The sequence below is a fragment of the Nocardioides sp. F233 genome, assembly GCF_057813895.1.
Map to the genome: position 1 here is coordinate 511,437 of NZ_JBVASH010000003.1, position 18,643 is coordinate 530,079.

General features: G+C 71.6%; 18 protein-coding genes. 13 read left to right on the top strand and 5 right to left on the bottom strand.

What is annotated here, in order from left to right; translation table 11 throughout:
- Positions 1–60: 60 nt before the first annotated feature.
- Positions 61–948 (bottom strand): MaoC/PaaZ C-terminal domain-containing protein, encoded by an 888-nt coding sequence (locus tag ACZYRU_RS13745; RefSeq protein ID WP_488957650.1) that lies wholly within the window; start codon positions 946–948, stop codon positions 61–63.
- Complete coding sequence (kstD, locus tag ACZYRU_RS13750) at positions 938–2,596, bottom strand: 3-oxosteroid 1-dehydrogenase (protein WP_488957651.1); 1,659 nt, start codon at positions 2,594–2,596, stop codon at positions 938–940. Before kstD ends, ACZYRU_RS13745 begins: the two co-directional genes overlap by 11 nt.
- Before the next feature lie 143 nt (positions 2,597–2,739).
- Between kstD and ACZYRU_RS13755 the strand changes: the two genes are divergently transcribed.
- The 8 genes from ACZYRU_RS13755 to ACZYRU_RS13790 all read left to right on the top strand — a co-directional run bounded on the left by ACZYRU_RS13755 (position 2,740) and on the right by ACZYRU_RS13790 (position 10,776).
- The gene (locus ACZYRU_RS13755; RefSeq protein ID WP_488957652.1) at positions 2,740–3,861 is read left to right on the top strand and encodes a calcium-binding protein; all 1,122 of its coding nucleotides are present in this window, start codon (positions 2,740–2,742) and stop codon (positions 3,859–3,861) included.
- 45 nt (positions 3,862–3,906) lie between these two features.
- The gene (locus ACZYRU_RS13760; RefSeq protein ID WP_488957653.1) at positions 3,907–5,055 is read left to right on the top strand and encodes a calcium-binding protein; all 1,149 of its coding nucleotides are present in this window, start codon (positions 3,907–3,909) and stop codon (positions 5,053–5,055) included.
- 141 nt (positions 5,056–5,196) lie between these two features.
- The gene (hsaA, locus tag ACZYRU_RS13765; RefSeq protein ID WP_488957654.1) at positions 5,197–6,384 is read left to right on the top strand and encodes a 3-hydroxy-9,10-secoandrosta-1,3,5(10)-triene-9,17-dione monooxygenase oxygenase subunit; all 1,188 of its coding nucleotides are present in this window, start codon (positions 5,197–5,199) and stop codon (positions 6,382–6,384) included.
- Positions 6,384–7,274: a 4,5:9,10-diseco-3-hydroxy-5,9,17-trioxoandrosta-1(10),2-diene-4-oate hydrolase gene (gene hsaD, locus ACZYRU_RS13770; RefSeq protein ID WP_488957655.1), complete on the top strand. Its 891-nt coding sequence runs from the start codon at positions 6,384–6,386 to the stop codon at positions 7,272–7,274. The genes hsaA and hsaD overlap by 1 nt, the downstream gene beginning before the upstream one ends.
- Positions 7,271–8,167 (top strand): iron-dependent extradiol dioxygenase HsaC, encoded by an 897-nt coding sequence (gene hsaC / locus ACZYRU_RS13775; protein ID WP_488957656.1) that lies wholly within the window; start codon positions 7,271–7,273, stop codon positions 8,165–8,167. The genes hsaD and hsaC overlap by 4 nt, the downstream gene beginning before the upstream one ends.
- A gap of 21 nt (positions 8,168–8,188) precedes the next feature.
- Positions 8,189–8,824: a flavin reductase family protein gene (locus ACZYRU_RS13780; protein WP_488957657.1), complete on the top strand. Its 636-nt coding sequence runs from the start codon at positions 8,189–8,191 to the stop codon at positions 8,822–8,824.
- Positions 8,825–8,886: 62 nt separating this feature from the next.
- A complete protein-coding gene (locus ACZYRU_RS13785; protein WP_488957658.1) occupies positions 8,887–10,239 on the top strand; it encodes a trypsin-like serine peptidase in 1,353 nt (450 codons plus the stop codon).
- A 36-nt stretch (positions 10,240–10,275) separates the two neighbouring features.
- A complete protein-coding gene (locus ACZYRU_RS13790) occupies positions 10,276–10,776 on the top strand; it encodes a TetR/AcrR family transcriptional regulator (RefSeq protein WP_488957659.1) in 501 nt (166 codons plus the stop codon).
- Here ACZYRU_RS13790 and ACZYRU_RS13795 read toward each other — a convergent pair.
- Genes ACZYRU_RS13795 through ACZYRU_RS13805 form a run of 3 tightly spaced genes read right to left on the bottom strand, consistent with a single transcriptional unit; the run spans position 10,706 to position 13,748 of the window.
- Positions 10,706–11,698, bottom strand: coding sequence for an acyl-CoA dehydrogenase family protein (locus ACZYRU_RS13795; protein WP_488957660.1), 993 nt, complete (start codon positions 11,696–11,698; stop codon positions 10,706–10,708). The genes ACZYRU_RS13790 and ACZYRU_RS13795 overlap by 71 nt on opposite strands.
- Entirely contained in the window at positions 11,698–12,603 is a 906-nt protein-coding gene (locus tag ACZYRU_RS13800; protein ID WP_488957661.1) for an acyl-CoA dehydrogenase family protein, read from the bottom strand. The genes ACZYRU_RS13795 and ACZYRU_RS13800 overlap by 1 nt, the downstream gene beginning before the upstream one ends.
- On the bottom strand, positions 12,600–13,748 hold the full coding sequence (locus ACZYRU_RS13805; protein ID WP_488957662.1) for an acyl-CoA dehydrogenase family protein: 1,149 nt from the start codon (positions 13,746–13,748) through the stop codon (positions 12,600–12,602). Before ACZYRU_RS13805 ends, ACZYRU_RS13800 begins: the two co-directional genes overlap by 4 nt.
- A gap of 97 nt (positions 13,749–13,845) precedes the next feature.
- Here ACZYRU_RS13805 and ACZYRU_RS13810 point away from each other — a divergent pair, with 97 nt between their 5' ends.
- The 5 genes from ACZYRU_RS13810 to ACZYRU_RS13830 all read left to right on the top strand — a co-directional run bounded on the left by ACZYRU_RS13810 (position 13,846) and on the right by ACZYRU_RS13830 (position 18,623).
- Complete coding sequence (locus tag ACZYRU_RS13810) at positions 13,846–15,051, top strand: acyl-CoA dehydrogenase family protein (protein WP_488957663.1); 1,206 nt, start codon at positions 13,846–13,848, stop codon at positions 15,049–15,051.
- 5 nt (positions 15,052–15,056) lie between these two features.
- Positions 15,057–15,860 (top strand): SDR family oxidoreductase, encoded by an 804-nt coding sequence (locus ACZYRU_RS13815; protein ID WP_488957664.1) that lies wholly within the window; start codon positions 15,057–15,059, stop codon positions 15,858–15,860.
- 37 nt (positions 15,861–15,897) lie between these two features.
- Positions 15,898–17,061 (top strand): acetyl-CoA C-acetyltransferase, encoded by a 1,164-nt coding sequence (locus tag ACZYRU_RS13820; RefSeq protein ID WP_488957665.1) that lies wholly within the window; start codon positions 15,898–15,900, stop codon positions 17,059–17,061.
- A 75-nt stretch (positions 17,062–17,136) separates the two neighbouring features.
- Positions 17,137–17,655 (top strand): SigE family RNA polymerase sigma factor, encoded by a 519-nt coding sequence (locus ACZYRU_RS13825; protein WP_488957666.1) that lies wholly within the window; start codon positions 17,137–17,139, stop codon positions 17,653–17,655.
- On the top strand, positions 17,652–18,623 hold the full coding sequence (locus ACZYRU_RS13830) for a hypothetical protein (protein WP_488957667.1): 972 nt from the start codon (positions 17,652–17,654) through the stop codon (positions 18,621–18,623). The genes ACZYRU_RS13825 and ACZYRU_RS13830 overlap by 4 nt, the downstream gene beginning before the upstream one ends.
- Positions 18,624–18,643 lie beyond the last annotated feature (20 nt).

Genomic DNA, 18,643 nt, shown 5'->3' on the forward strand with positions numbered 1-18,643 from the left:
GCAGGGCCTTTCGTCGGGGACGCGCCCAACGTAGCGCCGGCACGCGTCCCCGCAACAGGCTCAGGCCACGGTGAGCACACAGTCCGCGAGGACAGGGGAGCCGTGCCGCTCGCCGCCGTCGATGCTCGCCGACCCGATGATCGAGGAGCCCTCCCTCCAGCCGGCGACCCGGATCGTCTCGCCCGGGAACACCACGCCGGCGAACCGGCCGGTGAACCCTCCGACCCGGGTGGCGTCGCCGCCGAGCAGGCCGTCGGTGAGCTCGCGCAGCACGATGCCGTAGGAGCACAGCCCGTGCAGGATCGGTGCGGGGAAGCCGGCGGCCTTCGCGAAGCCGGGGTCGGCGTGCAGCGGGTTGCGGTCACCGCACAGGCGGTAGAGCAGCGCCTGCTGCGGCGTCACGGTGTACGACGACACGTGGTCGGCCTCCCGCTCGGGCACCACCACGGGAGTGGCCGTGCCGCGGTCGCCGCCCCAGCCGCCCTCGCCCTTGACGAAGATCGACGAGCGCACCCGCCACAGCTCCTCGCCCGTCCCGTCGGAGCCAGCGGTCGCCACGCCCTCCTGCCAGATCACGGCCGCCTTGCCCTTGTCCCAGACGTCGGTGAGCGTGGTGCGCACGGTCGCCGTACCGGAGGTGGGGAGCGGGCCGGAGACGGAGATCGACTGCGAGCCGTGGACCACCTGGGCCAGGTTGATGTCGCACCCGGGCAGGTCGAGCGGCGGCGGGTCGGTCTCGTGGAAGGTCGGGGCGACGACGCCGAAGGACGGCAGCACCTGCAGCGCGGCGTCGTCGAGGGTGTAACGCAGCGCGGAGGCCGACAGGTTGTCGCCGGTGCGCGAGCCCGCGCCGATGCCGAGGTGGTAGAGCAGCACGTCGGACTCGGTCCACGAGAACGTGCGGGAGCCGAGATCGGCCCCGATCGCGATCGACGGGTCAATCGGCATGGGCGATGTCCTCTGCAGCGAGATATCCGAACACGATGGCGGGACCGATGGTGCCACCCGGGCCGGGGTAGGTGTTGCCCATGACGGCTGCCGAGACGTTGCCGGCGGCGTACAGGCCGGGGATGACCGCACCGTCCTCGCGCAGCACCCGGGCGCGCTCGTCGGTGACCAGGCCGCCCTTCGTGCCGAGGTCGCCGGGGACGATCTTGACCGCGTAGAACGGGCCCTTCTCGATCGGCGCGAGCGAGCAGTTCGGCTTGACGGTCGGGTCGGAGTAGTACTTGTCGTACGCCGACTCGCCGCGGTGGAAGTCCTCGTCGACACCCGCGCGGGCGAAGCCGTTGAAGCGCGAGACCGTCGCGTCCAGCGAGCCCGACGGCAGGCCGACCTTGGCGGCCAGCTCCTCGAGCGTGTCGGCGCGGGTGACGACGCCCTCCTTGTACCAGCGGCCGGGGAACGGCTGCCGGCCGGCGACACCGGCGAAGAGGTAGCGGTTGCGGTACGTCTGGTCGAAGACCATGTACGACGGCACGTGGTCCACGCCGGTGGCCTGGCCCTTGTAGATCTCGTGGGTGGCCTCGACGTAGGGCAGCGCCTCGTTCATGTACCGCGCACCCGCGGAGTTCACGATGATTGAGCCGGGCAGGTTGCGCTCGGCCAGGCAGAACCACGCGCGGTTCGGGAGCGGGATGGTCGGTCCCCACCAGGCGTCGTCGAGCAGGTCGGTGGCGGCACCGGCCGCCGTACCGGCGAGCAGGCCGGCGCCGGTGTTGGACGCGGCACCCGTGGACCAGGCCGAGGAGGTCGGCTGGGGGAGGAACTTCTCACGCAGCTCCTGGCTGTGCTCGAAGCCGCCCGAGCCGAGGATCACGCCCCGCTCGGCGCGGATCTCGCGGCGCTCACCGTCGGACTCGACCACGACGCCGACCACGCGGCCGTCCTCGACGAGCAGGTCCAGCAGCGCGGTGTCGTAGGCGACCGGCACTCCGGCGTCGACCAGACCCTTGCGCAGGCCGATGGCGATCGCGTTGCCCATCGCGAACATCTTCTTGCCGGTGAGGATGGCGAGCAGGCGCTTGACCATCACCTTGATCATGGTCAGCGGGCCGCGGATGGTGCGCAGGCCGAGGCTGAGCTTGCGGAAGTCTGCCTGGGTGACGATCAGGTTGGCCGGCGCCTTGGTGTACGGCGGGTGCAGCCGGTCGAGCTCGTCGCCGAGGAAGCGTGCGTCCATCGGGACCGGCTCGACGCTGCGCCCACGCGGGCGGCCGCCCGGCTGCTCGGGCAGGTAGTCGGCGTACTCCGGCACCCAGGTGAACCGCAGCGGGGTCTTCTCCTTGAGGAAGTCGAGGACCTCAGGGCCGCGGTCGAGGTAGGTGTCGCGGCGCACCTTCGGAACGACGTCCCCGACGATCGAGTCGAGGTACGTCTTCGCTGCCTCGCGATCGCCCTCGTCGACCTGGCCGGCCGCCCGCAGCGCGTAGTTGCCGGGGATCCACACCCCGCCACCCGAGCGCGCGGTCGAGCCGCCGAAGTGGCCGCTCTTCTCGACCAGGACGGTGTCGAGGCCCTGGTGGGCCGCGGCGAGCGCGGCCGACATGCCGGCACCGCCGGCGCCGACCACGACGACGTCGTAGGAGTCCTTCATGGCCAAAACTGTAACAGGTTCTAGTCCGCCCGCGACCCGGTCCATCGGCGGGTGAGCTCCGCTGCGCTGGGTAGGTTGACCGAGCGCCGGAGGGATCGGTCCTGTCGGCGAGCACATCCTCTCGCTATGTCTTGGGAGTTCACATGAGGAAGATCAACGCGGTGGGGTGCGCCCTCGCGGCCACCCTGACGGTCGGAGCGACCGCGCCGGCGTTCGCGCAGGGCCTCGTCGGCACGCCGAAGAAGGACAAGATCGTCGGCACGGCCGACAAGGACCAGATCCTCGGTCTCGGGGGCAAGGACAAGCTCTTCGGCGGTGACGGCAACGACCGGGTCGAGGGCGGCACCGGCAACGACCGGATCCACGGCGGCAACGGCGACGACTCCGCGCTGCTCGGCGGTGACGGCAACGACCGGATCTTCGGTGAGGCCGGGGCTGACTACATCCTGGGCGGCGCGGGCAACGACCGGATCAACACCGGCGACGGTGCGGACGACGCCTACGGCAACGAGGGCAACGACCGCATGAGGTCCGGCAACGGCGACCCGACCCGGCCGCTCACGACCGGCAACGGTGTCCCGAACGGGTACGAGGGGGCGAACCTGAACGGGGAGTCGGGCAACGACCGGCTCGTCGGCGGTGCCGGCAACGACGACCTCTACGGAGGCGAGGACGACGACCGGCTCAAGGGCCGCAGCGGCGCCGACTACCTCGAGGGTGGTGGCGGCGACGACCGCCTCGTCGCCGGCGACGGCAACGACTACCTGATCGACGACGACTACGAGGCCGTCGGGAGTGGTGACGACGTCCTCAAGGGTGGTGTCGGGAACGACGGCTTCGAGCTCTACTCCGGGCGCGACCGGGCGGTCGGCGGCGCCGGTGACGACCGGTTCTACGTCTTCGGTGCGGGCGACGGCGACGTGCTCAAGGGCGGCGCCGGCAACGACCGGTTCGGCTACGGCACGGAGCCGCTGAGCGGTCTGTTCAAGGCGCTGGGCGGCGCGGGCGACGACACCCTCTACGTCGGCGACCTCGACCGCGGCGCCGTGGTCAAGCCGGGCGCGGGCAACGACAAGATCTACGTCAAGAACCCGGCCAAGGGTCTGCGGATCACCTGCGGCAAGGGTGCTGACACCGTCTACTTCAACATCAGGGTGAAGAAGGTGAGGACGAAGGGCTGCGAGAGCGTCGTCTACGGCAACGACGCCTTCCACTACGACCCCGACGGCACGGTTCCGCTGCGCCACCGGCCCGCGCGTGGCTGACGCCGCGCGCACGACGTACGTCGACCACGACTCTTGGGAGAACAGATGAGGAAGATCAACGTCATCGGGTGTGCCCTCGCGGCCACCCTCGCGGTCGGCGCGGCGGCGCCGGCCCTCGCGCAGGACTTCGTCGGTACGCCGAAGAAGAACAAGATCATCGGAACCCCGGCCGACGACCGCATCCTGAGCCTGGCGGGCGCGGACAAGGTCTGGGGTGGTGACGGCAACGACCGGATCGAGGGCGCTGCCGGGAACGACCGCCTCTTCGGCGGCAACGGCGACGACGACGTCTGGGGCGGCGCCGGCAACGACCGGTTGTTCGGCGAGGCGGGTCGCGACCACCTGTACGGGGACCTCGGCAACGACCGGCTGGACACCGGCGACGGTGCCGGCGTCGCCTGGGGTGGACCGGGCAACGACCGGCTTCGTGCCGGCAACGGTGACCCGAGCGAGCCGGACTCGCAGCGCCCGGGCTACGTCGGGGCGACCCTCCTCGGTGACGCAGGCAAGGACCGGCTCGTCGGTGGGGGCGCGAACGACGTGTTGCTCGGCGGAGCCGACAACGACCGGCTCAACGGCAGTCTCGGCAATGACATCGCCGCCGGCGCCGCAGGCGACGACAGGGCCAAGGGCGGAATCGGCGACGACGTCGTCGACGGCCAGGAGGGCGCCGACAAGGTCAAGGGCGGCGTCGGCAACGACCTGGTGATCGGTGGACCCGGCCGCGACAAGGTCCTCGGCGGTGCCGGCGACGACACGCTGCGCGACGGCGTCTCGTACGACTTCGACCACAAGTACGGCTCGTCGTTCTACGGCTCCGGCGTGGTGACGAGCGAGGGCGACCTCTTCAAGGGTGGTGCCGGCAACGACACCTTCGGCAACCAGAACGTCGGGGGGCTGCTGACCGGCCTGCTCAAGGCGCTGGGGGGCGCGGGCGACGACAGGCTCTGGCTCGGTGACCTCGACACCCGCTCGGTCGTCAAGGCCGGCTCCGGCAACGACACGCTGTACGTCAAGAACCCCGCCAAGGGCCTGCGGATCAGCTGCGGCGCCGGTGTCGACACGGTCTACTTCAACGTCAAGGCGAAGAAGGTCAAGGTCAAGGGCTGCGAGACCGTGCTCTACGGCAAGGATGCCTTCCACTTCGACCCGGACGGCGTCATCGACGCCTGGTGGCGCGCGGTCGTCGACTGAACGCGGCCAGCGCTCGCTGGCGGGGTGTCGGACCCTCGGGTCCGGCGCCCCGTTCGGCGTTGTGGGGGACCCCGCTTGTGCCAAAAGTAGAACCTGTTCTAATCTGGTCCAGCACACACTGTCGCAGACACAGGAGCTCCCATGAACCAGGACTTCGCCCCCGAGGTGACCGCCGTCCTCGACGGCGTGCGTGACCTCCTCCCGACCATCCGCGAGCGGGCCGAGGAGGGTGAGCGTCTCCGCGTCATCCCGGACGCCTCGATCAAGGAGCTCGAGGAGACCGGTTTCTTCCGGCTGCTGCAGCCGAAGCGGTACGGCGGCATGGAGGCCGACCCGGTCGCGTTCTACACCGCCGTGCGCGACATCGCCACCGCCGACGGCGCCACCGGCTGGGTCTCCAGCGTGGTCGGTGTCCACCCCTGGCAGGTCGCCCTGTTCGCCGACGAGGCGCAGCAGGCCGTGTGGGGTGACGACCAGAGCGTGCGGCTGTCGTCGTCGTACGCCCCGACCGGCAAGGCCGTCATCACCGAGGGCGGCTTCAAGCTCTCCGGCCGCTGGAGCTTCTCGTCCGGCTCCGACCACTGCAGCTGGGTGCTGCTCGGTGGTCTCGTGTTCAACGAGGAGGGCCAGGTCGTCGACTTCCGCACCTTCATGGTCCCGCGGGAGAAGTACCAGATCGTCGACGTCTGGAACGTCGTCGGCCTGCGCGGCACCGGCTCCAACGACATCGTCGTGGAGGAGACCTTCATCCCCGAGGCGTTCACGCTCTCGATGGGGGAGACCGGCGCCTGCCGCGGCCCGGGCCAGGAGGTCAACACCAGCGACCTCTACAAGCTGCCGTTCCACTCGATCTTCACCAGCACCATCGCCACCCCGATCATCGGCATGGCCAAGGGTGCGTACGCCGAGCACGTCGAGATGCAGCAGAAGCGCGTGCGTGCGGCGTACCTCGGCGAGAAGGCGTCCCTCGACCCCTTCGCCGCGGTTCGCATCGCGCGCGCGTCCTCGGAGATCGACGCCGCCTGGGCGCTGCTGATCAACAACATCCGCGAGGAGCAGGCCCACGTCGCCCGGGGCGAGCAGATCCCGCTCGAGCTGCGGCTGCGGGTGCGTCGCGACCAGGTGCTCGGCACCGCCCGCTCGATCGAGGCGATCGACGCCCTGTTCGAGGCGTCCGGTGGTCGTGCGCTCGCGGAGGGCACCTACCTCCAGCGTGCCTGGCGCGACTCGCACGCCGGGCGCGTGCACGCCGCCAACGACCCCGAGCGCGCGCTGCAGATGTACGGCGCCCAGCAGTTCGGCCACAAGGTCGACCCGGGGATGTACTGATGGCCTTCGGTCAGGAGGAGACCCGTCGTTCAGCGAAGGCGGGCGACATCACGCTCAACTACTACGAGGCCGGCCCCGAGGGCGGCTCCGTGGTGGGCGGGGGACTGCCGTTCGTGCTCCTGCACGGCGGCGGCCCGGGCGCGTCGGCGTGGAGCAACTTCGGCTCGGCACTGCCGCGCTTCGCCGAGACCTTCCGGACCCTGCTGGTCGACCAGCCGGGCTTCGGCGCCTCCGACAAGCCCGAGGTGACGGCCAACTACTTCCGCCACTCCGCGTCGTACCTCGTGAAGCTGCTCGACGAGCTGCAGATCGAGCGGGTCCACCTGCTCGGCAACTCGCTGGGCGGCGGCACGGCGATGCGGTTCGCGCTGGAGTACCCCGACCGCGTCGGCCGGCTGGTGCTCATGGGCCCGGGCGGCCTGTCGGTCAACCTCTTCCACGCCGATCCGACCGAGGGCGTCCAGCGGCTGATGGACTTCAGCATGAACCCCAGCCGCGAGGCGCTGCGGGCGTTCATCTCCACGATGGTCGTCAACCAGGCCCTCGTCACCGACGAGCTCGTCGAGGAGCGATTCGCCGACGCGACCGCACCGGGCTCGCTCGAGGCGATGCGCTCGATGGGTGTCTCGTTCTGGAACCCGGAGTGGGCCGAGGACGGCATGCTCTGGCGCGAGGCGCACAAGCTGCGCAAGCACACCCTGCTGACGTGGGGCCGTGAGGACCGGGTGAACCCGCTCGACGGCGCGCTGGTCGCACTCAAGCAGATCCCCAAGGCCCAGCTCCACGTCTTCCCCAACTGCGGCCACTGGGCACAGATCGAGGCGGCCGAGGAGTTCGCCGAGATCTGCACCGCCTTCCTGGCCCGCCACGTCGAAAGGCCGCGGTCGTGACGATCGACATCAAGTCCATGGGCTACATCCGGGTCGCGAGCACCGACCTGGACGCCTGGAAGACCTTCGCCGGCAAGGTCCTCGGCCTCGCCGAGGGCCGCGGCCCCGACCCGGACAACCAGTACTGGCGCATCGACGAGGTCTCCGCGCGCGTCGTGGTGTTCCCCTCCGACGTCGACCAGCTCGACTGCACCGGCTGGGAGCTCGCCGACCACCAGGCCCTGCAGGCCGCCCGCGAGCACCTGCAGAAGGCCGGCGTGGAGTTCGAGGAGGGCACGAAGGAGGAGCTCGACGAGCGCCGCGTCCAGGAGCTGGTCCGGTTCCGCGACCCGTGGGACAACGTCTTCGAGCTGTTCCACGGCATCACCTACGAGGCGCGGCCCGTCGTGACGCCGTACGCCGCCACCTTCGTCACCGGCGACCAGGGCATGGGCCACATCGTGGTGCCCGTGCTCGACGACGTCGAGGCGCTGCGGTTCTACACCGAGGTGCTCGGCTTCCGGCTGCGCGACTCGATGAGCATGCCGGGCGAGTTCGTCGGCAAGGAGCCGGGCAGCAAGATCTGGCTGCGCTTCCTCGGCGTCAACCCGCGCCACCACTCGTTGGCGTTCCTGCCGATGCCCAACCCGAGCAAGTGCGTCCACGTGATGCTCGAGGTCGACAAGCTCGACCACGTCGGCCGCGCCCTGGAGCGCGTGCGCAAGCACGGTGCGCCGCTCTCGGCGACCCTGGGCCGGCACATGAACGACGAGATGATCTCGTTCTACGTGAAGTCGCCCGGCGGCTTCGACGTCGAGTTCGGCACCGAGGGCATGACCGTCGACGACGGCCGCTGGGTGGCCCGCGAGTCGACGGCCGTCTCGTACTGGGGCCACGTGTTCGGCGGCCAGTGAGTGGCCACTAACGTGAGTGACGTGAGCGAGATCCCGGAGGGCATCAGCCCCGACGCACGGGAGACCTGGCCGCACCCCGAGCTGATCCAGTCCTGGCTCGGGGACGCGGAGGTCGACTTCGAGCTGCGTCCCGGTGAGGAGGTCGCGGTCCACGACGACCCGGAGGCCCAGGCCGCCGCGCGTCGGTTCCGCGACACCCTCGGCTGCTTCGCGTCGGGCATCACCGTCATCACCACGATGAGCGGCGACGAGCCGGTCGGCATGACCTGCCAGTCGTTCGCCAGCGTCTCGCTCGACCCGCCGCTGATCACCTTCATCCCGGCCCGCAGCTCGCGGGCCTGGCCGGCGATCCAGCGCTCGGGCCGGTTCTGCGTCAACGTCCTCGCGGCCGACCAGGAGCACGTCTCCGGGCAGATGGCGACCAAGGGCATCGACAAGTTCGCCGGGATCTCGTGGGAGCCCGCCGCCGCGACGGGTTCGCCCGTCATCGAAGGCACGCTGGCCCACCTCGACTGCACGATCCACGCGGTCTACGAGGGCGGCGACCACTTCATCGTGGTCGGCAAGGTCGAGCACCTCGAGGCACACCCCGAGGACGCCGCGGCCACCGAGCCGCTGCTCTACTTCAAGGGCCGGTACCGCACCACCGAGTCGTGACCCACGCTCGTCCGGCGCGTTGATCCCCTGATCGAGTACGACGAACCGGTCTGGGGGGATCGATGAGGATGCGCAGGTCGCTCGGGGTGGTGGCCGTGGCCGCCGCCCTCCTCGCCGGGCTGCCGGCGGTCGCGCCGGCGCTCGCCGACCCGGCCCCCGGACAGCCCGGGCAGCCGGCTCCCGCGCGCCACGGCGCGGTGGTGCAGGACCTCGAGAACCCCGCCGGTGCGGCGTACTGGACCCGGCGCCGGATGCGCGAGGCGGTCCCGCTCGACCTCGACCCCAGCGGCGCCGTGATCGGCTCCAGCGCTGACGGTGCTGACAGCGCGGCCACCTCACGGGCGAGCGTGACACCGCCCGGTGTGCGCAGCACCGGGAAGCTGTTCTTCCGCGACCCGAAGAAGAACCAGGGCTACGTCTGCTCGGCGTCCTCGGTCAACACCCCCGAACGCAACCTCGTGGTGACCGCGGGGCACTGCGTCTACAGCACGCTCGACGGCTGCGTGCTGCTGTGCACGGCGCGGCACTACTTCTCCGACTTCGTGTTCGTCCCGTCCTACGACCACGGCACGGCGCCCTACGGCCAGTGGACGGGCGTGCGGGCGATCACCCAGCAGGCCTGGATCGCCGACGAGGACGACGGCCACGACCAGGCCTTCCTGGCCGTCGCACCGATCGGTGCCGCGAACCTGGTCGACGTCGTCGGCGGCAACGGGCTGGCCTGGAACTACCCGGCCCGGGAGGACGGCGTCCGCGTCGTCGGCTGGCCGGCGCAGGCGCCGTACGACGGCCAGAGCCGGCAGGAGTGCAGCGGGTCGACGACGGTCTCGCAGGTCACCGACCCGACGGACGCCCAGATCTCCTGCCCGCTGACCGGCGGGGCGAGCGGCGGGCCCTGGTTCCTGCGGATGGCGAGCGCCGACACGGGATTCATCTTCGCCGTGACCTCGCGCCGGCCGGCCGACGGCACGCCCCTGCTCTTCGCCATGCCCTTCGACTCCTCGATCGAGACCCTGCTGGCGGCCGCGCGGAGCGCGGCTGTCCCGGTCTCGGCCCGGGTGGCGGCCCGGCCCGGCAGGAAGCCGCGGCTGCGCCTGGTCGCCACCGCCGCGACGGTCGGCTTCGGCGAGACCTACCAGCTGGTCGCCGAGACCCGGCGGGTGCGCCGGATCGTGCTCCAGGTCCGCCCGGAACCGGGCGCTGCGTGGCAGCGGGTCGCGCGGGCCCGCGTGCGCGAGGGCGTCACGGTGTTCGACCAGGCGCTCCCGCCCGGGACCCGCTGGTACCGGATCCGGGAGCGGGGCACCCGGCGGCACAGCAAGCAGGTCGCGGTGACCGTCGGAGTCTGCCCGCTGCCCCTGGACCGCAGCCCCGGTGTGGTGAGCAACACCCGCTGCACCAGCCCCGTCGGCTGACCGTCGGGCGTCGCCGTCAGGCACCATCGAACAACCATGCACAGCCTGGACCCCACCGAGGACTTCGCGATCCGCCTGGTGCGGCGCTTCCTCCTGCTCTGCGAGCACCCGCGCACCCGGCAGCGGATGCTGCGGCTGGTGCGGCAGTCGACACAGGTGGGTCCGGACGCGCCGAAGCTCTACGGCTGGATCAACCGCGCGGTGCTGCACCCGCGGTTCCAGCCGGTCGTGGAGCGCCGGTCGATGTCGGCGATGAAGGCCGAGCTGGTCGCCTCGCAGCTGATCGGGCTCGCGATGACCCGCTACGTGCTGAAGATCGAGCCGCTGGCGTCGGCGCCGGTCGACGACGTGGTCGCGATGGTCGCGCCGGCGATCAACGCCGCGCTCCAGGGGCCGGACGCGTTCACGGCCGTGGTGGGCGGCGACGTACCGGAGCCGGTGGTCGCCGCCCGACGACGGACGCTGCTCAGAGCTCCACGGCTGCCCGGTGCCGGTGCGGTGCGCCGTACAGCTGCCCGAGTGCGTGTGCGCGCTTGAACACCAGGTGGGCGTCGTGCTCCCAGGTGATCGCGATGCCGCCGTGCAGCTGGACGCACTCGCTCGCGGCCAGGTCGGCCGTCTCGAGGGCGTACGACGCCGCCGAGTGCGTCAGGAACGCAGCCTCGGCCGGGTCGGTCTCCGCGTCGGTGAGGGCGTACGACGCCGCCCAGCTCGCCGAGCGGGACATCTCGACCCGCGCGAGCACGTCGGCCATCCGGTGCTTGAGCGCCTGGAACGAGCCGATCGGGCGGCCGAACTGCACCCGCTCCTTGAGGTAGCCGACGGTCATCTGCAGCGCCCGGTCGGACAGCCCGACCGCGAGGGCGGCCACGGCCGCGGCGCCGACGAGCTCGGCCCGGGCGCGGGCCGCGGTGCCGTCACCGACCACCGTCAGCTCGGCACCCGCCCGGTCGAGGTGGGCCAGCCGGACGCTCTGGTCCATCGACTCGGCCCAGGTAGCGGTCGCGCCGGTCACCTCGACGAGGTCGTCGCCGCGGACCGCCAGGATCACCTCGGCGCGGTCGCCGTCGAGCACCGGGCCGTCGTCGAGGGCGATCGTCGCGATCTCACCCGCGGCGAGGCGGGGGAGCAGCCGCTTCTTCGCGTCCTCGGTGCCACCGGCCAGCAGCGCCTCGGTGGCGACCGTCGTGGCGAGCAGCGGGCTCGGCGCGATGGTGCGGCCGATCTCCTCGAGCACCACGGCGGTCTCGAAGAAGGACACCCCGACGCCGTCGTACTCCTCGGGCACGGCGAGCGCCGCCACGCCGATCTGCTCGCACAGGGTCGCCCAGAGCGCCTCGTCGTACCCGGTCTCCGACGTCGACGCGGCACGCACCGCGGTCGAGTCCGCGCGCTTCTCGAGCAGGCCGCGGACGGTCGCCGCCAGCTCGGCCTGCTCCTCGCTGAGGTCGAACTGCATCACGCGCTCCGGAGGGTCTCGAGAATGCGGGCGCGGTGGTCGGCCGGCGTGCCCCAGGCGGTGACCAGCGCGCGGATCTTGGTGATCCAGACGCTGAGGTCGAACTCCTGGGTGTAGCCGATCGCGCCGTGCACCTGCAGGCCGGTGCGGGAGGCGAGGTACGCCGCGTCCGCGCAGGCGACCTTCGCGGCCGAGACGGCGCGCGCCCGGTCGCCGGTTGACCCTGTCGAGACCAGAGCCGCGCCGTAGACCAGCGGGCGCGCGAAGTCCAGCGCGATCCGCACGTCGGCGAGCTGGTGCTTGATCGCCTGGTAGGAGCCGATCTCGCGGCCGAACTGCTTGCGCTGCTTGACGTAGGTCACCGCGTCGGCGAGCACCCGCTCACCGGCGCCCAGGAGCTGGGCCGCGGTCGCGAGCACGGCGAGGTCGTACGCCGCCGCGAGGTCGCCGTGCTCGACGGCCTCTCCGGGGGTTACGTCGAAGACGTGGCGGGTGCGGTCGACCGAGGTGTGGGCGGTCCCGGCGGTGGCGGTGTGCAGGGTGCCGTCGACGACGGCGTAGACCGCGTCGGCGACGTCGGCGTCCAGGGCGCGGGGCATCGCGACGGTGGCGACGCCCTCCACCTCGGCGCCGAGAGCGACGGGCAGGTAGGCAGCGGCCTCGACCCACGGGCCGGGCACGGCGTGGCGACCGAGCGCCTCGAACGCGACGCAGACCTCGACGGGGGAGGCCTCGGTGGCGAGCATGGTCAGGCCCTGCTCGGCCAGCCGCTCCCAGAGCTTCAGGCCGGCGGCGTGGTCGCCCTCGGCCCAGCTGCGGGCAGCGGCGACGGAGTCGGCGGCGGCCAGCAGGGAGTCGAGCGAGGCGGCGAAGTCCTGCTGGTCGGTGGTGAGCTCGAACTTCACTTCTGGACTCCCTTCGGCTCGCGGGGCAGGCCCAGGATCCGCTCGGCGATGATGTTGCGCTGGATCTCGTTGGTGCCCGCGTAGATCGGTCCGGACAGCGAGAAGGTGTAGCCGTCGAGCCAGCGGGACTCGAGCTCGGCGTCGGGGCCGAGCAGGTCGAGCGCGGTCTCGTGGAGGGCGACGTCGAGCTCGCTCCACCACACCTTGTTGACCGAGCCGGCCGCGCCGATGTCGCCGCCGTCCTTGAGCTTGGTGACCGTGCCCCAGGTGTAGAGGCGGTAGGCCTCGGCCTTGAGCCAGGCGTCGACGACGCGGTCGGCGACGCGCGGGTCGGGCTTCTCGTCGTACAGCGCGAGCAGGCGGTCGGCCGCTGCGGTGAACCGGCCGGGGGAGCGTAGCGACAGGCCGCGCTCGTTGCCGGCCGTGCTCATGGCGACCCGCCAGCCGTCACCCGGTGCGCCGAGCACGTCGGCGTCGGGCACGAAGACGTCATCGAAGAAGACCTCGGCGAAGCCCTCCTCGCCGTCGAGCTGCGCGATCGGGCGGACCGTCACACCCTCGGCGTCGAGCGGGAACAGGAAGTAGGTCAGGCCCGCGTGCTTCTGCGCCTCCGGGTCGCTGCGGAACAGGCCGAAGCCCCACTGGGCCAGGGCCGCGCGCGAGCACCAGATCTTCTGCCCGTTGAGCACCCAGCCGCCACGCTCCTCGTCACGACGGGCGGTGGACTTGAGGGAGGCGAGGTCGGAGCCGGCCTCGGGCTCGCTCCAGCACTGCGCCCAGACCCGCTCGCCGGTCGCCATCGAGGGCAGGAAGCGGTCCTGCTGCTCGGGGGTGCCGTGCTCGAAGACGATCGGGGCGAGCAGGAAGATCCCGTTCTGCGAGACACGCAGCGGAGCGCCGGCCCGGTAGTACTCCTCCTCGAAGATGATCCACTCCACGAGGGACGCCTCGCGGCCGTGGTACTCCTTCGGCCAGGACACGACCGACCAGCGCTCGGCGGCGAGCTTCGCCTCCCAGGCCTGGTGCAGGACGAAGCCCTCCGCGGTGTCGAGGGACGGCAGCGGCTCGGCCGGCACGTTGGCCGCCAGCCAGGCGCGAGCCTCGGCCTGGAAGGCCAGCTCGGACTCGCTCAGTTCGAGATCCATGTCAGTTCGGGTTCCTCATCGGCGTGGAGGTCGTCACAGTCGAAATGTAGGCCCGGGCGCTGCCCGAACCAAGCATTTGCTTGGTAGAGTACCAGCCATGAACCTCACCGAGGGGCCTGAGGACCGCGCTTTCCGCGCAGAGATCCGGGAATGGCTCGGCGACCACCTGACCGGCGAGTGGGCTGCGCTGCGCGGGCTCGGCGGCCCCGGCCGCGAGCACGAGGCGCACGACGAGCGCCTGGCCTGGAACCGCCACCTCGCCGAGCACGGTTGGACCGCCGTCGGCTGGCCCACCGAGCACGGCGGCCGCGGACTGTCCCTGTGGCAGCAGGTGATCTTCCACGAGGAGTACGCGCGGTCCGACGCGCCCGCCGGCGTCAACCACCTCGGCGAGCAGCTCCTCGGCCCGACCCTGATCGCGTTCGGCACGCCTGAGCAGCAGCAGCGCTTCCTGCCCGAGATCGTCGGTGTCCGCGAGCTGTGGGCGCAGGGCTACTCCGAGCCCGGTGCCGGCTCCGACCTCGCCAACGTGCAGACCCGGGCCCGTCTCGACGAGTCCACCGGCGAGTGGGTGATCGACGGGCAGAAGGTGTGGACGTCGCTGGCCCACCTCTCCGACTGGTGCTTCGTCGTGGCCCGGACCGAGGCTGGATCGCAGCGGCACCAGGGGCTCTCGTTCCTGCTCGTCCCGCTGCGCCAGGACGGCGTCGAGGTCCGGCCGATCGAGCAGCTGACCAGCGGCTCGGAGTTCAACGAGGTCTTCTTCACCGGCGCGCGCACCTCTGCGGATCTCGTGGTCGGCGAGCCGGGCCGCGGCTGGGGCGTGGCGATGGGTCTGCTCGGCTTCGAGCGCGGCGTGTCCACGCTCGGCCAGACCGTCGGCTTCGCCCGCGAGCTCGAGAGCGTCGTGGCCCGCGCGAAGGAGAACGGCTCGATCGACGACCCGGTCCTCCGCGACCGCCTCGCCACCCTCAAGACCGAGCTCGCCGTGATCCGCAGCTTCGCGCTGCGCGCGCTCGCCCTGGTCGAGGGCGGCCAGGACTCGGCCGCCGGCGGTGGCGCGGGCTCGATCTTCAAGCTGGCCTGGGCGACCTGGCACCGCACCCTCGGTGAGGTCGCCATGGACGTCGCCGGCCGCGACGGCCTGCTGACGCGCGGCGGGTCGTCGTACGACCTCGACGACCACCAGCGCCTCTTCCTCTTCTCGCGTGCTGACACGATCTACGGCGGCAGCGACGAGATCCAGAAGAACATCCTCGCCGAGCGTGTGCTCGGCCTTCCCCGCGAACCCAAGGGAGCCTGAACCTCATGACTGCGATGCGACCCGAGCAGCCCACCCCCGACTACGTTCCCGGGCACGACCTGCTCGCCGGCAAGGTGGTCGTCGTGACCGCCGCCGCCGGTGCCGGGATCGGTGCGGCCGTCGTACGCCGGGCGCTGGAGGAGGGCGCCAAGGCGGTCGTCTTCAGCGACACCCACGAGCGTCGCCTGCAGGAGGCCGAGGCCGCGCTGGCCGAGGAGTTCGGCGCCGACCGCGTGCGCCAGCTGGTCTGCAACGTGACCAAGGAGGAGGACGTCACCGCGCTCCTCGACGCGGCCGAGGAGTTCGGCGGCGTCGACATCATGATCAACAACGCCGGCCTCGGCGGCACCGACTCGATCCTCGAGGTCACCGACGAGACCTGGAACCGGGTCATCGACATCACCCTGACCGGCACCATGCGCGCCACCCGTGCCGTGGGCCAGCGCTTCGTCGCCGCCGGCAAGAAGGGCGTCATCGTCAACAACGCCTCCGTCATCGGCTGGCGTGCCCAGGAGGGACAGGCCCACTACGCCGCCGCCAAGGCCGGCGTGATGGCGCTGACCCGCTGCTCCGCGCTCGACCTCGCGCCCCACGGCATCCGCGTCAACGCGGTCTCGCCGTCGCTGGCCATGCACCCCTTCCTCGAGAAGGTGACCTCGCCCGAGCTGCTCGTCGAGCTCAAGCAGCGCGAGGCCTTCGGCCGCGCCGCCGCCCCGTGGGAGGTCGCCAACGTGATGGTCTTCCTCGCGAGCGACTACTCGTCGTACCTGACGGGCGAGGTCATCTCCGTCAGCAGCCAGCACGCCTGATCCTTCCGCTCTGCCCCTCTGAACAAGGAGTCCTGCCATGGCTGAGGCCTACATCGTCGACGCGGTCCGCACCGCCGTGGGCAAGCGCGGTGGAACGCTCGCCGGCGTCCACTCCGCCGACCTCGGCGCCCACTCGCTCACCGCGCTCGTCGAGCGCACCGGCATCGACGCCGGCGCTGTGGACGACGTCATCCTGGGCTGCTGCGACACCATCGGCTCCCAGGCCGGCGACATCGCTCGCACCGCCTGGCTGGTCGCGGGCCTGCCCGACCACGTCCCCGGCGTCACCATCGACCGCCAGTGCGGCTCGTCGCAGCAGGCCGTGCACTTCGCGGCCCAGGGTGTCATGTCCGGCACCCAGGACCTCGTCGTCGCCGGCGGCGTGCAGAACATGAGCGCCATCCCGATCTCCGCCGCGATGATGGTCGGCCAGCAGTACGGCTTCACCACGCCGTTCGCCGAGTCGCCCGGCTGGATCAAGCGGTACGGCGACCAGGAGGTCAGCCAGTTCCGCTCCGCCGAGATGATCGCGGAGAAGTGGGACGTGTCCCGCGAGGACATGGAGAAGTTCGCGCTGGCCTCGCACGAGCGGGCCAAGGCCGCGATCGCCGAGGGCCGGTTCGCCAGCGAGATCGCGCCGTACACGCTCGAGGACGGCAGCGTCTTCGACACCGACCAGTGCCCGCGCGACACCTCCCTGGAGAAGATGGCCGGCCTCGAGCCGCTCGCCCCCGGCGGCCGGATCACCGCCGGCGTCGCGTCCCAGATCTGCGACGGCTCCGCCGCGATGCTCATCGCGTCCGAGCAGGCCGTGAAGGACCACGGGCTGACGCCGCGGGCCCGGATCGTCCACCTGTCGGTGCGCGGCGACGACCCGGTCTGGATGCTCACCGGCCCGATCCCGGCGACCAAGCACGCGCTCGCCAAGGCTGGCATGACGATCGACGACATCGACCTGTTCGAGTGCAACGAGGCCTTCGCCTCGGTCGTGCTGGCCTGGATGAAGGAGACCGGCGCGCCGCACGAGAAGGTCAACGTCAACGGCGGCGGCATCGCGCTCGGTCACCCGATCGGCGCCACCGGCGCCCGCCTGATGACCACCCTGCTCAACGAGCTCGAGCGCACCGGCGGCCGCTACGGCCTGCAGACCATGTGCGAGGGCGGCGGCCAGGCCAACGTCACCATCATCGAGCGTCTCTGAAAGTTCTTCGCCTCACCGCGGAACCCCGGTGTCCCCTCCCTGCGTAAGGGAGGGTGACACCTGAAGGGAGCCACGATGCGCAACCAGCGTGACGACGCGTTCGACGAGTTCGCGACGACGGCGTGGCCACGGCTGCACCGCATCGGCTACCTGCTGACGGGCGACCACCACCTCGCCGAGGACCTCGCGCAGACGGCGCTGGTCCGCACCTACTCCTCGTGGAGCCGGGTGCGGACCGGTGACGCGCCGGCGTACGCACGGCGCGTGCTGCTCAACCTCAACGTCGACCGCCTGCGCCGCAAGCGGCTCGTCGAGGTGGGGGGCGCCGCGCTGGCCGTCGTACCAGTGGCGGGCGGGGCCGCGTCCGGCGCGACGGTCGAGGACCGTGACCAGATCGTGCGCCTGCTCGCCGGGCTGACCGAGCGTGAGCGGCGGGTGGTGGTCCTGCGCCACTACTGCGACCTGAGCGAGGCCGCCGTCGCGGCCGAGCTCGGCATCGCTGCGGGCACGGTCAAGAGCGCGCTGTCGCGCGCCCTCGCCAAGCTGCGGGTGTCGATCACCGAGGACACCGACGAGCTGAGGGGTGCGTTGTGAGCGATCGAACCGTCGCCGAGCTGGAGCGGCTACTGACCGGGAACGGCCCGTCCGGGCACGGACCCGACCTGGACCTGATCCGTCGACAGGGGCGGAACCGCCGGCGGGTACGCCGGGTCGGCGCGGCGGGCACCGCCGTCGCCGGCGCCGCGCTGGTGACCGTGGTGGCCGTGGCGATGACCGGTGGCACCGAGCAAGCGGCCGATCCGGCGGCGCCGAAGCCTGCAGTGTCCGCTCCGGCAGGGCTCGGTGAGCTCGCCAGGCGGGTGCTCGCCGAGGTGCCCGGCGCCGAGCAGGTCTCGCCCTCGTTGGTCACCATCCCGTCGCCTGGCAGGCGCTTCATGGGCGCTGACATCCCGGCGGAGGTGCAGGGGCAGGCGGTCGAGCTGCCCGACGAGGCGTACGTCGGCGTGACGCTGTTCGAGCGCAAGGACCTGCCGGCCTGGCTGTACGACGGCACCGAGGCGATCGAGAAGGCGCACGGCGACGAGGACAACGGCTGGGAGACCGGCACGACGGACCTCACCGGCGTCGCCGTCGACGTCGGGCCACGCTACCTGGCCTGTGCGACCACCGGCGGGCGCGGGGGGAGCTGCCACCCGGCGATGGTGACCCGCCAGGGCGGGGCGTGGAACTACGAGTGGGGGATGGGTACCGACCGCTTCCTCGAGCCCGGCGCGCCGATGGAGGTCTTCTCCACCGACTCCACCGTCGACGGCGCCGGAGGGACGCTGGCGATCGCCGGCCTCGACGGCACCGAGGTCGCACGGGCCGTGTTCATCGGCACCGACGGCACCCGGGTCGAGGGCACCGTGCTCGCCGGCACCCTGGTCGCCGGCGACTCGCTGTTCTTCGGCGAGGTCGCCGGACCACTGGCCCGGGTGATCGCGTACGACGCCGCCGGCGACGTGATCGAGGACCACGCGCTGCGTGACTGCAAGGACCCGGTGGACTGCGAGGTGCGCTGAGTCCGGTCTCCGGGACCGGC

What these genes read in the sequence shown, in the direction of transcription:
- ACZYRU_RS13745 (WP_488957650.1), bottom strand. Translation starts at nt 948, where the DNA reads ATGCCGATTGACCCGTCGATCGCGATCGGGGCCGATCTCGGCTCCCGC.
- kstD (WP_488957651.1), bottom strand. Translation starts at nt 2,596, where the DNA reads ATGAAGGACTCCTACGACGTCGTCGTGGTCGGCGCCGGCGGTGCCGGC.
- ACZYRU_RS13755 (WP_488957652.1), top strand. Translation starts at nt 2,740, where the DNA reads ATGAGGAAGATCAACGCGGTGGGGTGCGCCCTCGCGGCCACCCTGACG.
- ACZYRU_RS13760 (WP_488957653.1), top strand. Translation starts at nt 3,907, where the DNA reads ATGAGGAAGATCAACGTCATCGGGTGTGCCCTCGCGGCCACCCTCGCG.
- hsaA (WP_488957654.1), top strand. Translation starts at nt 5,197, where the DNA reads ATGAACCAGGACTTCGCCCCCGAGGTGACCGCCGTCCTCGACGGCGTG.
- hsaD (WP_488957655.1), top strand. Translation starts at nt 6,384, where the DNA reads ATGGCCTTCGGTCAGGAGGAGACCCGTCGTTCAGCGAAGGCGGGCGAC.
- ACZYRU_RS13785 (WP_488957658.1), top strand. Translation starts at nt 8,887, where the DNA reads ATGAGGATGCGCAGGTCGCTCGGGGTGGTGGCCGTGGCCGCCGCCCTC.
- ACZYRU_RS13790 (WP_488957659.1), top strand. Translation starts at nt 10,276, where the DNA reads ATGCACAGCCTGGACCCCACCGAGGACTTCGCGATCCGCCTGGTGCGG.
- ACZYRU_RS13795 (WP_488957660.1), bottom strand. Translation starts at nt 11,698, where the DNA reads ATGCAGTTCGACCTCAGCGAGGAGCAGGCCGAGCTGGCGGCGACCGTC.
- ACZYRU_RS13805 (WP_488957662.1), bottom strand. Translation starts at nt 13,748, where the DNA reads ATGGATCTCGAACTGAGCGAGTCCGAGCTGGCCTTCCAGGCCGAGGCT.
- ACZYRU_RS13810 (WP_488957663.1), top strand. Translation starts at nt 13,846, where the DNA reads ATGAACCTCACCGAGGGGCCTGAGGACCGCGCTTTCCGCGCAGAGATC.
- ACZYRU_RS13815 (WP_488957664.1), top strand. Translation starts at nt 15,057, where the DNA reads ATGACTGCGATGCGACCCGAGCAGCCCACCCCCGACTACGTTCCCGGG.
- ACZYRU_RS13820 (WP_488957665.1), top strand. Translation starts at nt 15,898, where the DNA reads ATGGCTGAGGCCTACATCGTCGACGCGGTCCGCACCGCCGTGGGCAAG.
- ACZYRU_RS13825 (WP_488957666.1), top strand. Translation starts at nt 17,137, where the DNA reads ATGCGCAACCAGCGTGACGACGCGTTCGACGAGTTCGCGACGACGGCG.